The sequence below is a fragment of the Knoellia tibetensis genome (assembly GCF_048606415.1).
Classification (GTDB): Bacteria; Actinomycetota; Actinomycetes; order Actinomycetales; family Dermatophilaceae; genus Knoellia; species Knoellia tibetensis.
This window is the reverse complement of sequence record NZ_JBMBWF010000006.1, coordinates 84,871-98,446: the sequence shown is the minus strand read 5'-3', so window position 1 is coordinate 98,446 and position 13,576 is coordinate 84,871. Positions and strand designations below refer to the sequence as shown.

The 13,576-nt window shown below is 72.3% G+C and carries 12 protein-coding genes; 3 read left to right on the top strand and 9 right to left on the bottom strand.

Features of this window, described 5'->3' with window-relative positions:
* Positions 1-2: 2 nt before the first annotated feature.
* The 6 genes from ACOJV7_RS17130 to ACOJV7_RS17105 form a co-directional block, all read right to left on the bottom strand.
* Complete coding sequence (locus ACOJV7_RS17130) at positions 3-1,388, bottom strand: magnesium chelatase ATPase subunit I (RefSeq protein WP_420191443.1); 1,386 nt, start codon at positions 1,386-1,388, stop codon at positions 3-5.
* 78 nt (positions 1,389-1,466) lie between these two features.
* Positions 1,467-2,084 (bottom strand): uridine kinase family protein, encoded by a 618-nt coding sequence (locus tag ACOJV7_RS17125; protein ID WP_420191442.1) that lies wholly within the window; start codon positions 2,082-2,084, stop codon positions 1,467-1,469.
* Positions 2,081-2,995 (bottom strand): aldehyde dehydrogenase family protein, encoded by a 915-nt coding sequence (locus ACOJV7_RS17120; protein ID WP_420191441.1) that lies wholly within the window; start codon positions 2,993-2,995, stop codon positions 2,081-2,083. Before ACOJV7_RS17120 ends, ACOJV7_RS17125 begins: the two co-directional genes overlap by 4 nt.
* Positions 2,996-2,997: 2 nt before the next feature.
* Entirely contained in the window at positions 2,998-4,437 is a 1,440-nt protein-coding gene (locus tag ACOJV7_RS17115; protein WP_420191439.1) for an aldehyde dehydrogenase family protein, read from the bottom strand.
* Positions 4,438-4,460: 23 nt separating this feature from the next.
* Positions 4,461-5,474, bottom strand: a complete 1,014-nt coding sequence (deoC, locus tag ACOJV7_RS17110; RefSeq protein WP_420191438.1) for a deoxyribose-phosphate aldolase — start codon at positions 5,472-5,474, stop codon at positions 4,461-4,463.
* Positions 5,475-5,557: 83 nt separating this feature from the next.
* Complete coding sequence (locus tag ACOJV7_RS17105; protein ID WP_420191437.1) at positions 5,558-6,058, bottom strand: DnaJ family domain-containing protein; 501 nt, start codon at positions 6,056-6,058, stop codon at positions 5,558-5,560.
* A 68-nt stretch (positions 6,059-6,126) separates the two neighbouring features.
* Between ACOJV7_RS17105 and ACOJV7_RS17100 the strand changes: the two genes are divergently transcribed.
* The gene (locus ACOJV7_RS17100) at positions 6,127-6,693 is read left to right on the top strand and encodes a GNAT family N-acetyltransferase (protein ID WP_420191436.1); all 567 of its coding nucleotides are present in this window, start codon (positions 6,127-6,129) and stop codon (positions 6,691-6,693) included.
* Positions 6,694-6,702: 9 nt separating this feature from the next.
* On the opposite strand, the gene ACOJV7_RS17095 is transcribed toward ACOJV7_RS17100, so the two are convergent.
* Together ACOJV7_RS17095 and ACOJV7_RS17090 are read right to left on the bottom strand one after the other, a co-directional pair.
* Positions 6,703-8,421 carry a phospho-sugar mutase gene (locus ACOJV7_RS17095; RefSeq protein WP_420191435.1) on the bottom strand — a complete coding sequence of 573 codons (1,719 nt, stop codon included), beginning with the start codon at positions 8,419-8,421 and terminating at the stop codon, positions 6,703-6,705.
* A 12-nt stretch (positions 8,422-8,433) separates the two neighbouring features.
* Positions 8,434-9,282 carry a purine-nucleoside phosphorylase gene (locus ACOJV7_RS17090; RefSeq protein WP_420191434.1) on the bottom strand — a complete coding sequence of 283 codons (849 nt, stop codon included), beginning with the start codon at positions 9,280-9,282 and terminating at the stop codon, positions 8,434-8,436.
* A gap of 28 nt (positions 9,283-9,310) precedes the next feature.
* On the opposite strand from ACOJV7_RS17090, the gene ACOJV7_RS17085 reads away from it, so the two are divergent.
* On the top strand, positions 9,311-10,729 hold the full coding sequence (locus tag ACOJV7_RS17085) for an NAD(P)H-quinone dehydrogenase (RefSeq protein ID WP_420191433.1): 1,419 nt from the start codon (positions 9,311-9,313) through the stop codon (positions 10,727-10,729).
* Positions 10,730-10,817: 88 nt separating this feature from the next.
* Entirely contained in the window at positions 10,818-11,612 is a 795-nt protein-coding gene (locus ACOJV7_RS17080) for an antitoxin (protein WP_420191432.1), read from the top strand.
* A 163-nt stretch (positions 11,613-11,775) separates the two neighbouring features.
* On the opposite strand, the gene ACOJV7_RS17075 is transcribed toward ACOJV7_RS17080, so the two are convergent.
* The gene (locus ACOJV7_RS17075) at positions 11,776-13,551 is read right to left on the bottom strand and encodes an acetyl/propionyl/methylcrotonyl-CoA carboxylase subunit alpha (RefSeq protein WP_420191431.1); all 1,776 of its coding nucleotides are present in this window, start codon (positions 13,549-13,551) and stop codon (positions 11,776-11,778) included.
* Between the last annotated feature and the right edge of the window lie 25 nt (positions 13,552-13,576).

Here is a 13,576-nt window from a genome sequence, read left to right as displayed (position 1 = left end):
TGTCAGCCATAGACGGTCTCGCCTCCACCGGACTCCTTGCCGATGCGGCGCGCGAGGAAGAGCCCCTCGAGGGCGAGCTCGATCGCTCCGGCCCTCGTCCCGTCGTCGTCGGCGCCGAGCCGGTCGGTGACCTCGTCGTAGAGGTCGGACTCGCCGAGCACCGGCAGCCCTTCGAGGAAGTCGCGGGCACCGACGCGGGCACCGGTCGTCACCATCGCGCCGTCCTCGATCGCCTCGACGAGCAGGCGCAGGTCCACCCCGGCGAGGTGCGCCCGGACCGTGTCGGCGATCGCGCTGCGCAGGAGGTGGGTGAGGATCGCGGACTCGCGCCCCTCCTCACCGGTCTCGAACTCGATCTTGCCGCCGAGCACGTCGACGGCCGTCTCGAGGTCGACGACGCGGGCCACGGCGGTGTCCTCGCCCTGGGTCGTCGCGCGGTGCAGGGCAGCGGCGGCGATCGTCTCGGCACCCGCGATGGCGAACCGGGCGCTCACGCCGGAGCGCTGGTCGACGCTCGAGGAGTCCCGCAGGCCGCGGGTGAAGCGGGCGAGGATCTCGAGCAGGTGGTCCGGCACCCGCGCGACGAGCTCGGCCTCCTGCGCGATGACGGCGATCTCCTCTGCGATCTCGCGGGGGTAGTGGGTGCGGATCTCGGCACCGAAGCGGTCCTTGAGCGGGGTGATGATGCGACCGCGGTTGGTGTAGTCCTCGGGGTTGGCGCTCGCGACGACGAGGACGTCGAGGGGGAGCCGCAGGACGTAGCCGCGGATCTGGATGTCGCGCTCCTCCATGACGTTGAGCATCGCGACCTGGATGCGCTCGGCGAGGTCGGGCAGCTCGTTGATGGCGACGATGCCGCGGTGACTGCGCGGGATGAGCCCGAAGTGGATCGTCTCGGGATCACCCAGGCTGCGCCCCTCGGCGACCTTCATCGGGTCGACGTCGCCGATGAGGTCGGCGACGCTCGTGTCGGGGGTGGCGAGCTTCTCGGCATAGCGCTCGGAGCGGTGCCGCCACGTCACCGGCAGGTCGTCGCCGAGCTCGGCCGCGCGCCGGATCGACCCCGGGGTGATCGGCTCGAACGGGTGCTCACCGAGCTCCGACCCCTCGATGACCGGCGTCCACTCGTCGAGCAGCTCGACGAGCGCCCGCAGGAGGCGGGTCTTGCCCTGCCCGCGCTCACCCAGGAGGACGACGTCGTGGCCCGCGAGCAACGCCCGCTCGACCTGGGGGATGACGGACTCGGAGAACCCGTGCAGGCCCGGCCACGGGTCCCGCCCGGACCGCAGCCTCTCGAGGAGGTTGTCGCGGATCTCCTGACGCAGTCGCTTCGGCTCGTGGCCGGCCGCGCGGAGCTGGCCGACGGTGCGGGGCTCGGGTGCAGTCACTCCTCCACGCTAACCCCGGGCGCAAGGGCCTCCACAGGCCTTGTCCGTATGCCGTCCGCCCGCCACGGTCGGAACGGCTCAGCCGTGCGCGTGGCTGAGCCGCGCCTCGACGTCCTTGGCGCGGGCCGAGGCGGCGCCGAGCGCCTCCTGCCGGCGGATGACCTCCGGCTCGGCCCGCATGAGCGCGAGCCCGCGGCGGACGAGCACCATCGGCGGCTTGCGACGCTCCTTGAGGTCGCGGGCCAGCCGCCGGACGAAGGTGACGAGCGGCCGGTGATGGATGCACCACGCGCTGTGCAGGATCCCCGCCGCACGCAGCTCCTCGACGACCTCGGCGGCGAAGATGCCCTCCGCGAGGACGAGCTGGCCGTCGCGCACGGCCACTGTCGTCGAGTCGACGGCGCGGCTCAGCGAGAGGTCGTAGACCGGGGTCCGGGTCGAGCCGGTGTCGACGAGCTCGACGAGCGAGGCGACGGCGGCCGCCTCGTTCCACGAGTCCGGGTGGTCCCAGTCGATGATCCCGAGCTCCTCGCTCCTGGGCATCGAGGGGTCGTCCTCGTCGCGGTAGAAGTCGTCGAGCCGCACGATCGGCCAGCCGTGGGCGGCGTGCAGCCGTTCGGCCAGCCGGGACTTGCCGGCGCCGCTGGGCCCGGCGAGGACGACGACGCGCGCCCGACCGGTCTGCTCCGCGGTCACCGGCCCTTGGGGTGCCAGACCGTCTTGGTCTCGAGGAAGGCGGTGAGGCGGGACAGGTCGGGCGTCTGGGTCCAGTCGGGCTCGACCGCCTCGGCGCCGGTGCCGGCGGGCCGGACGACGCGCTTGAGGTTGTCGGCGCTGGCCTCCTCGAGGGCGGCCCAGTCGACGCCCTCGGCACCGGCGGCGCCGGCGAGGTCGATGGCGTTGACGTCGCGGTGGCTCGCGAGCCACGGCGCGATCTCACCGGCGCGGCCGCTGATGATGTTGACGACCCCTCCGGGGACGTCGGAGGTGGCGAGGCACTCGGCGAGGGTGATCGCGGGCAGAGGCCGGTCGGCGCTCGTCACGACGACGACGGTGTTGCCCGACACGATCGCCGGGGCGATGACCGACACGAGGCCGAGCAGGCTCGACTCCTGCGGCGCGAGGACGGCGACGACGCCGGTCGGCTCGGACGCCGAGATATTGAAGTACGGCCCCGCGACCGGGTTGAGCCCACCGAGGATCTGGACGTACTTGTCGGACCACCCGGCATACCAGACCCAGCGGTCGATCGCCTGCGAGACAACGGCTTCCGCGGCAGCGGCGGTGAGGCCCTCGGCGTCGCGCACCTCCTGGACGAGCTGCGGGCGACGCGACTCCATGACCTCAGCGACGCGGTAGAGGACCTGACCGCGGTTGTATGCCGTGGCGCTCGCCCAGCCGGGCTGCGCGGCGCGCGCTGCGGTCACCGCGTCACGGGCGTCCTTGCGCGAGCCCTGCGCCGCGTTGGCGAGGAAGCGCGGAGCTGAGCCGGCACGCGCGCGACCGGACGGCGCGGCATACACCTCGTAGGAGCGGCCGCTCTCGCTGCGGGGGAACTTCCCGCCGATGTAGAGCTTGTAGGTCTTCTTCACGTCAACGCGGCTCACGCTCAGGCTCCCGTCTTCACGTAGGGCTCGAGACCGTGGCGACCGCCCTCGCGGCCGTACCCGGACTCCTTGTATCCACCGAACGGGCTCGTCGGGTCGAACTTGTTGAACGTGTTGGCCCACACGACACCGGCCTTGAGCTGGTCGGCCATCCAGAGGATGCGCGAGCCCTTCTCGGTCCAGATGCCCGCGGACAGGCCGTAGGGCGTGTTGTTGGCCTTCGCGACGGCCTCCTGCGGCGTGCGGAAGGTGAGCACGGACAGCACCGGGCCGAAGATCTCCTCCTGCGCGATGCGGTGCGTCTGGGTCACGCCCGTGAAGACGGTCGGCCGGAACCAGAAGCCCTTGCTCGGCAGCTCGCAGCCGTTGTCCCAGCGCTCGGCGCCCTCGGACTCACCGGCGTCGGTGAGCGCGACGATGCGGTCGAGCTGCGCGCGGCTGTTGATGGCACCCACGTCGGTGTTCTTGTCGAGCGGGTCGCCGACGCGCAGGGTCTGGAGGCGGCGCTTGAGGCGGCGCTCGACCTCTCCGGCGATCGACTCCTGCACGAGGAGGCGCGAGCCGGCGCAGCAGACGTGGCCCTGGTTGAAGAAGATGCCGTTGACGATGCCCTCGACCGCCTGGTCGATGGGGGCGTCGTCGAAGACGATGTTGGCGGCCTTGCCACCGAGCTCGAGCGTGGCCTTCTTGCGGGTGCCGGCGATGGCGCGGGCGATCATCTTGCCGACGCCGGTCGAGCCGGTGAACGCGAGCTTGTCGATGCCGGGGTGGTCGACGATCGCCTGGCCGGTCGGGCCGGCGCCGGTGACGATGTTGACAACGCCCGGGGGCAGGTCGGCCTGCTGGCACACCTCGGCGAAGAGCAGCGCGGTGAGCGGGGTCGTCTCGGCGGGCTTGAGGACGACGGTGTTGCCGGTGGCCAGCGCCGGGGCGATCTTCCACGCGAGCATGAGCATGGGGAAGTTCCACGGGATGATCTGGCCGACGACGCCGTGCGGGCGCGGGTTCGGGCCGAGCGAGGCGAACTCGAGCTTGTCGGCCCAGCCGGCGTTGTAGAAGAAGTGCGCCGCCGCGAGCGGGATGTCGACGTCGCGGCTCTCCTTGATCGGCTTGCCGTTGTCGAGGCTCTCGAGGACCGCGAACTCACGGGCGCGCTCCTGGAGGATGCGTGCGATCCGGTAGAGGTACTTGCCGCGGTCGGCGCCGCTCATCCGCGACCAGACCCGCGTGTATGCCGTCCGCGCAGCCCTGACGGCCGCGTCGACGTCCGCGTCGGTCGCCTCGGAGACCTCGGCGAGGACCTCCTCGGTGGCCGGGCTGATCGACTTGAAGGCGGTGCCGCCGCCGTCGACGAACTCGCCGTTGATGAACAGGCCGTAGCTGGTCCGGAGGTCGACGACGGACCGGGACTCGGGGGCCGGTGCGTACTCGAAGGTGGGCATCTGTGCGTTCCTCTGTTCCGTGCTCAGTAGGCCGTGGAGGGGGAGTCGTCGGCGATGTAGCTCGCGCCGGAGTAGGCGCCGGTCGTCATCCGCTGGCGCTGGAGGAGCAGGTCGTTGAGCAGGCTGCTCGCGCCGAAGCGGAACCACTGGTTGTCGAGCCAGTCCTCGCCGGCGACCTCGCTGACCGTGACGAGGAACTTGATCGCGTCCTTGCTCGTCTTGATGCCGCCAGCGGGCTTGACCCCGACCATCTCGCCGGTGAGGTCGCGCCAGTCGCGCACGGCCTCGAGCATGATGAGCGTGACGGGGAGCGTCGCGGCGGGCTGGATCTTGCCCGTGCTCGTCTTGATGAAGTCGCCGCCGGCGAGCATCGACAGCCAGGAGGCGCGGCGGACGTTGTCGTAGGTCACGAGCTCGCCGGTCTCCATGATGACCTTGAGCCGCGCGTCGCCGCACCACTTCTTGACCTCGGCGATCTGGTTGAACACGGTGAGGTAGTCGCCGCTGAGGAAGGCGCCCCGGTCGATGACCATGTCGATCTCGTCCGCACCGGCGCGGACGGCGTCGCGGGTGTCGGCGAGCTTGACCGCCATGCTCGCGCGGCCGCTCGGGAAGGCCGTGGCGACGGCCGCGACCTTGACGCCGCTGGCGCCGAGGGCCTCCTTGGCGGTCGGGACCATGTCGCCGTAGACGCAGACGGCGGCGGGGCGCGGGGTGCTGTGGTCGCTCGGGTCGGGCAGCAGGGCCTTGGCTGCGAGGCCCCGGACGCGGCCGGGGGTGTCGGCGCCCTCGAGCGTCGTGAGGTCGATCATGGAGATCGCGAGGTCGATGGCCCACTGCTTGCTCGTCGTCTTGATCGAGCGGGTGCCGAGGGCGGCGGCGCGGGCCTCGCAGCCAACCTGGTCCACGCCCGGCAGGCCGTGCAGCCAGGTCGTCAGGGCCTGGTTGGTGAGGCGCGAGACGCCGATCAGGTCGCGGGCCCGGGCGGTGCCGTCGACCGCGGTGTCGACGGTGGTGCTGTCAGTGGTGGTGCTCACCCCGGGAGTCTACCGGCGGGGACGGGGGCCTCCTACCGCGTCGACGGGCCCCTCGGCAGCGCTTGCGTCTGCGCTTTCGGTGGTCAGAACCGCCGCTTCCGCAGACGCAAGGAGCGAGTCATCCGGGCCAGCCACCCGTGAGGCCCGGGACGAGTCTCCGGAGGGCCCTCCTCGGGTGGGGGCGGCGGGGCGACAGACGACCGCAGCGCCCGCCACTGCTCGACCATGTCCTCGACGTCGACGGTCGGCGCCCAGACGGGCGCGTCCCGGCCCAGGGCGGGGCGGCGACGGTCCTCCACGACCCGGGCGTTGTAGTCGCGCAGCACCTCGCGTACCCCCTCCTCGGAGCGCATCTCCACGAGCGACTCGGGGAAGGACGCGCGCTCTCGGCGCAGGAGCATGACCGGCGGCAGGGCGTCGGAGGCGTCGAGCCCTTCGCGCTCCATCATCTTCTTGACCCACCAGTCCGGGTCGGGGTCGTCGAGTCCGCGCAGCGGCTTGCCGGCGCCGGGCAGGTCGTCGAACTCGCCGCGCTCCTGCGCCTCACGGATCAGCTTCTCGACCCACGACTCGTGGAAGGCCATGACCCCATTGTGCGTGGCGCCCGGAAAAGCGTTGGTGCCGCTGCCGGTGCCTTGGGCATCCTGCCGCTATGCCGCAGCTGCACCTTCGCACCGCGCGTCTCGACCTCGTCCCGCTCGCCGACGAGCACCTCGAGCTGGAGGTGGAGCTCGACTCGGACCCTGAGGTGATGCGCTACCTCTCCGGTCGGGCGAGCACTCGCGAGGAGGTGGTCGCCAGCCACGGCCGGCGGATGGCGCTCGGCCGGAAGGTGGACGGGCTCGGGTACTGGATGGCGTTCACAGCAGACAGCGCGTGCGTCGGCCTTCTCATGCTGCCTCCGGCACACGGCCCGGACCAGCCCGACGACCTCACCGTCGCGGACCTCGGCTACCGGATCTTCCGACGGCACTGGAGGCGCGGCTATGCCAGCGAGGCCGCCACCGAGCTCGTCGAGCACGCCTTCAGGACGGTGGGCCTGCGCAGGGTCATCGCACAGACAATGGCGGTCAACGCGGGGTCCCGGGCGGTCATGGAGAAGGTGGGCCTCCACTACGTGCGCACCTTCGACGGCGCGTGGGACGAGCCGCTGCCGGGTGCCGAGCTCGGCGAGGTGGAGTACGAGCTCACCGCCGAGGAGTGGCTGGGCCGCCGCTGAGGGGCCGCGTCAGGGGACGGTCAGCGCCTCGAGGTCGGCACGGATCGCGGCCAGCCGCTCGGCGGCGCGCGAGCGGGCACCGCCGAGGTCGTCGCCGTCGACCGGCTCGATGACCTCGAGGTAGACCTTGAGCTTGGGCTCGGTCCCGGACGGCCGGACGATGACCCGCGAGTCGTCGGCGAGGAACCAGCGCAGCCCCTCGGTGGGCGGCAGTCCGCCGTCGCCAGCAGCGAGGTCGTCCACGCGCGAGACCTCCACTCCCGCAACGCTGCTCATCGGCTCGGCCCGCAGCTGCGCCATGATCGTGTCGATGAGCGAGAGGTCCTGGACGCGCACCGAGAAGGCGTCGGTCGCGTGCACACCGTGCTCGACGGCGAGCTCGTCGAGGCGGTCGGTGACGGAGCGGCCCTCGGCCTTGAGCGACGCCGCGATCTCGGCGACGACGAGCGCCGCCGACACCCCGTCCTTGTCGCGCACGCGCTCCGGGTCGACGCAGTAGCCGAGAGCCTCCTCGTAGCCGTAGCGAAGCCCCGGCACCCGCGAGATCCACTTGAAGCCGGTGAGGGTCTCCTCGTGCGCGACTCCCCGCGCCCGGCAGACGGTGGCGAGCATCCGCGACGACACGATCGAGTTGGCGAAGACGTCGCCGTCACCGACGCCACGGTCGAGCAGGTGCGCGCCGAGCAGCACGCCCACCTCGTCACCGCGCAGCATCCGCCAGCCGCCGGGGCCGGGCACCGCGACGGCACAACGGTCGGCGTCGGGGTCGTTGGCGATGACGACGTCGGGGCCGGTCTGCTCGGCGAGCTCGAGCGCCGCGTCCATCGCGCCCGGCTCCTCCGGGTTGGGGAAGGAGACGGTCGGGAACGCAGGGTCCGGCTGCGCCTGGCTCGGGACCGGCAGCGGGGCGGCGTAGCCGGCCGCCTCGAACGCCCGCGCCACGGTCTCCGACCCCACCCCGTGCAGGGCCGTGTGGACGACGACGAGGTCGCGGGGCGAGTCCGCCGACACGACGCCGGTCACCTCGCGCAGGTAGCTCTCGAGCACCTCGTCGTCGAGCGTGTCCCAGCCGTCGTCGGGCAGCGGCACGTCGGCAACGCGGTCGACGCGCGCGATCTCCGCGGCGATCCCGACGTCGGACGGCGAGACGATCTGCGAGCCGTCGCCGAGGTAGACCTTGTATCCGTTGTCCTGGGGCGGGTTGTGGCTCGCCGTCACCATGACGCCGGCGTCGGCGCCGAGGTGCCGGATCGCGTAGGCGAGCACCGGCGTCGGCAGCGGCCGTGGCAGGACGACCGCGCGGCCACCGGCACCGACGACGACCGCCGCGGTGTCTCGTGCGAAGACGTCGGAGTTGGTGCGGGCGTCGAACCCGACGACCACAAAAGGCTCAGCACGGCGAGCTCCGCTGTGTTGGAGGTATGCCGTGAGGCCGGCTGCCGCTCGGATGACCACCGAGCGGTTCATCCGGTTGGGACCGGCCCCGAGCGCGCCGCGGAGCCCGGCGGTGCCGAACTCGAGCATCCCCGCGAACCGGTCGCCCAGATCGGCCAGTGCCGCCTCGTCGCCCGCGCTCGCCGCGTCGACGACGTCACGCAGCTCGGCGCGGGTGGCCTCGTCCGGGTCGTCCTCGACCCACGCCTGAGCGGCGGCGAGGAGCTCGGAGGAGTCGGCGACGCCGCCGGCAGGTGAGGTGGGCGCGGACTCGTGGCGGCCGGCATACGACATGGCGGTTGCCTCTCAGATCTTGGCGACGACGGCGGCGAGAAGGCGGCCGCAGCGCTCGGCTGCCGCCTTGCCGGCCTCGAGGACCTCTTCGTGGTTGAGCGGCGTCTTGGAGATGCCGGCCGCGGGGTTGGTCACGAGGGAGATGCCGAGGACGTCCATGCCGCTCTGGCGGGCCGCGATGGCCTCGAGCGAGGTCGACATGCCGACGAGGTCGCCGCCGAGAACCTTGGCCATCTGCACCTCCGCGGGGGTCTCGTAGTGAGGGCCGCGGAACTGGACGTAGACGCCCTCGTCGAGGTCGGCGTCGACCTCGCGCGCCAGGTCGCGCAGGCGCGGGGTGTAGACGTCGGTGAGGTCGACGAAGTTCGCGCCCTCGATGGGGGAGTGCGCGGTGAGGTTGATGTGGTCGCGGATGAGGACAGGGGTCCCGGGAGGCCACTCCTCGCGCAGGCCTCCGCAGCCGTTGGTGAGGACGACGGTGCGGCAGCCGAGGGCGGCGGCGGTGCGGACGCCGTGGACGACCGAGCGGACGCCACGGCCCTCGTAGAAGTGGGTGCGGGTGCCGTAGACGAGCGCGCGGCGGCCGGTGTCGCCGATGGCGACCGAGCGCATCGTCCCCGAGTGGCCCGCGACCGCGGCCTTGCCGAACCCGGGCACGTCGGTGTTGTCGATCTCGGTGAGGGTCTCGCCGATGAGGTCGCCGGTCTGGCCCCAGCCCGAGCCGAGGACGAGGGCCACGTCGTGGCTCTCGACGCCGGTGCGCTCGCGGATGACGGCGGCAGCCGCCTCCGCGACGGCGAAGGGGTCGGTGCCGGGGTCGGCGAGGTCGAGAGGGCCCGGGGCGGCGTCGGTGTCGGTCACGCGAGCAGGGTATCCGCAGCGTGGTTGGATGGTCCGCGTGAATGCGCGAACGACCCGAGTGGTCATCCTCGGTGGCGGTCCCGGCGGCTACGAGGCGGCCCTCGTCGCCGCCCACCTCGGTGGAGAGGTGACGATCGTCGACCGTGACGGGCTCGGCGGGGCGGCGGTGCTCACCGACTGCGTGCCCTCGAAGACGCTCATCTCGACGGCTGACTACATGTCCGAGTTCGAGACCGCCGCCCACCTCGGCGTCCACCTCGAGGACGGCGAGGGCGACGAGGTGAGCGACGCCAAGGCCGAGCTCGCCGAGGTCAACAGCCGCGTCAAGGACCTCGCCGCCGCCCAGAGCCGCGACATCACCGAGCGCGTCGAGGAGGTCGGGGTCCGCATCGTCTCCGGCACCGGCCGCTTCCTCTCGCCGACCCGTGTCGAGGCCACGCTCGCCGGTGGCGGCACCGAGACGATCGAGGCCGACGTCGTCCTCGTCTCGACCGGTGCGACGCCCCGGGTCATGGACACGGCCAGGCCCGACGGCGAACGCATCCTCACGTGGCAGCAGATCTACGAGCTCGACGCGCTGCCCGAGCGGCTCGTCGTCGTCGGCTCGGGCGTCACCGGCGCCGAGCTCGCCCAGGCCTACCTCGGCCTCGGCGCCGACGTCGTCCTCGTCTCCTCGCGCGACCGGGTCCTGCCCGGCGAGGACCCCGACGCCGCGACCGTCATCGAGGACGTCTTCAAGCGACGCGGCATGGAGGTCCTCGGGCGCTCGCGCATGGCCGGGGTCGAGCGTCGCGGCGACGGGGTCGTCGTCCGCCTCGAGGACGGCCGTGAGGTCGAGGGCTCGCACGCCCTGCTCGCCGTCGGTTCGGTCCCGCAGACCGCCGGCATGGGGCTCGAGGAGATCGGTGTCGAGCTCACGCCGTCGGGGCACATCGCCGTCGACCGTGTCTCGCGCACGTCGGTGAGAGGCGTGTATGCCGCGGGCGACTGCACCGGGGTCCTGCCGCTCGCGTCCGTGGCCGCCATGCAGGGCCGCATCGCGATGTCGCACGCGCTCGGCGACGCCGTCGCGCCGCTCAACCTCGGGGTCGTGTCGGCCAACATCTTCACGGACCCCGAGATCGCCACCGTCGGCATTTCGCAGAAGGCGGTCGACGAGGGGACGGTCGACTGTGACGTCGTCACGCTCCCACTGTCCCGCAACCCGCGCGCCAAGATGGCCGGGATCAACGACGGCTTCGTCAAGCTCTTCGCGCAGAAGGGGTCCGGCGCGGTCATCGGTGGCGTCGTCGTCGCCCCCCGAGCCTCCGAGCTGATCTTCCCGGTGACGCTCGCCGTCCACCACCGGCTCAACGTCGACCAGGTGGCGAGCACGTTCACCGTCTATCCCTCCCTCTCGGGCTCGATCGCCGAGGCGGCTCGGCGCCTGCACACGACCGGCAGCTGACCGCGCGGGCCACAAGTCCCACAGGGCAGCGGCTCGTGGCTAGTTTGGGGAGCATCCGAAGCTTCTCGAACCAGTGGGAGTGAGAGTGATGAGCGACCCGAAGCGTCCGATCAGCGGCGACGAGGCCTTCGACAAGGCCAAGGAGTACGCCAGGGACAACCCCGAGGGCCCCCGCAGCGCCATCGACAAGGTCGAGGACTTCCTCGACTCCAAGACCGGGGGCACGTTCTCCGGGGCCATCGACAAGGGCGGTGACTTCGTCGAGAAGTCGCTCGGCCTGCCGAGCAACGAGGGCGGCACAGCCCCCTCGGACCCGTCGGGGCCCACTCCGACACCGGCGCCATCACCGACGCCCACGCCGGAGCCCACTCCGACACCGTCACCGACACCGACGCCGTCTGACCCCGGCCTGCCCACCAACCCGAGCGCGCCGCCGGCCGACCCCGGAGGCACCCCGACGACACCGGAGCAGCCGTCAGAGGTCCCGGCACCGAACCCCTCGCCCGGCACGAACGACCCGCAGCCGCAGCAGGACCCGGCCGCGCCGAGCGACCCGACCGCGCCGAGCGACCCCACGGCACCGGGTGACCCGACCGCGCCGGTCGACGGTCCCGACACGACGACGCCGCCGTCGACGATCCCCGGCGACGGCTTCGACCAGGCCCCGGACCCCTCCTTCCCGCCGGCCGACGCCGGGCCCGCGCCGCAGGGCTCACCGAGCCCCGGAGAGCAGGGCGGCCTGCCCGAGGGCGGGACGACGCAGCAGGGCGACCCCGGGTCCACGACGGCGCCGGGTGGCACCCAGCCCGAGGACGGCGGTGGCCGGATCGACCTCGGCCAGGACGACGTCTCCGGCGGTGGGGGCGCGCCGCCCCGTCGCTGACGCGACCACGACCCGACGAGCGAACGCCTCGTGTGCCGGCTGACCGGCATACGGGGCGTTCGTGTTCTCGCCTGACCGGCTTCAGCCGGGACGAGAGCGCGGCGCCTCCCGGTTGGGAGGCGCCGTGTGCGCGTGTGGACTGCCAGCCGAAGCCGGTATGCCGTCAGGCGTCCTTGATCTCGCAGAGCACCTGGCCGTTGGTGACCGTCGCACCGACCTCGGCGGCGAGGCCGCTGACGACTCCGGCCTTGTGCGCGGTGATGGGCTGCTCCATCTTCATCGCCTCGAGCACGACGACGAGGTCGCCCGCGGCGACCGTCGCGCCGTCCTCCACACCGACCTTGACGATCGTGCCCTGCATGGGAGCGGTGAGCGAGTCGCCGGAGGCCGCGGCGCCGGACTTGCCGCCGCCCGAGCGCTTGGGCGCCTTCTTCTTCGCGGCGGCGCCACCCCCGCCACCGAGCGCGAGCCCAGCGGGGAGGACGACCTCGAGCCGGCGACCGCCGACCTCGACGGTGACGCGCTGGCGCTCGCCGGCCTCCTCGCCGTCGGCGGCCGCGGCCTCGCCGGCGAAGGGGGCGATCTGGTTGTCGAACTCGGTCTCGATCCAGCGGGTGTGGACGGTGAACGGCTCGTCACCCTCAGGCGCGAACGCGGGGTCGCTGACGACGGCCTGGTGGAAGGGCAGGACCGTCGGCATGCCGTCGACCTCGAGCTCGGCGAGCGCGCGGCGCGAGCGCTCCAGCGCCTGGTGGCGGGTGCGGCCGGTGACGATGAGCTTGGCGATCATCGAGTCGAACGCGCCCGCGACCGTGTCACCCTCGACGATGCCGGCGTCCCAGCGGACACCCGGGCCGTGGGGCACGACCATGCGCGAGACGGTGCCCGGCGCGGGCATGAAGTTGCGGCCGGCGTCCTCGCCGTTGATGCGGAACTCGAAGGAGTGGGCGCGCGGGGCCGGGTCGTCGAAGCCGAGCTCCTCGCCGTTCGCGATGCGGAACTGCTCGCGCACGAGGTCGATGCCGGTGACCTCCTCGGTGACCGGGTGCTCGACCTGGAGGCGGGTGTTGACCTCGAGGAAGCTGATGGTGCCGTCCTTGGCGACGAGGTACTCGCAGGTGCCGGCGCCGACGTAGCCCGCCTCCTTGAGGATCGCCTTGGAGGCGCGGACGAGCTCGGCGTTCTGCTCGTCGGTGAGGAACGGCGCGGGCGCCTCCTCGACGAGCTTCTGGTTGCGTCGCTGGAGGGAGCAGTCGCGGGTCGAGACGACGACGACGTTGCCGTGCTGGTCGGCGAGGCACTGGGTCTCGACGTGGCGCGGCTTGTCGAGGAACTTCTCGACGAGGCACTCGCCGCGACCGAAGGCGGTGACGGCCTCACGGACGGCGGAGTCGTAGAGCTCGGGGATCTCCTCGAGGGTGTGGGCGACCTTGAGCCCGCGTCCGCCACCGCCGTAGACCGCCTTGATGGCGATGGGGAGGCCGAACTCCTTGGCGAGCGCGACGACCTCGTCGGCGTCCTTGACCGGGTCCTTGGTGCCGGGCGCGAGCGGGGCGTCGGCCTTGACGGCGATGTGCTTGGCCTTGGCCTTGTCGCCGAGGGCGTCGATCGCCTCGGGCGATGGCCCGATCCACGTGAGCCCGGCGTCGATGACGGCCTGGGCGAACTCGGCGTTCTCAGCGAGGAAGCCGTAGCCGGGGTGCACGGCGTCGGCCCCGGCCTCCTTGGCGACCTCGATCAGCTTGTCCTGGAGGAGGTAGGAGTCGCCGGGGGTCGAGCCGCCCAGCGCGTAGGCCTCGTCGGCGACCTTGACGTGGAGGGCGTCACGGTCGGGCTCGGCGTAGACGGCGACGGAGCCGATCCCGGAGTCCTTGCAGGCGCGGGCGATACGGACGGCGATCTCGCCGCGGTTGGCGATGAGGACTTTGCTGATGGCCATGCCCCGGAGCGTAGTGGGTCGGCTG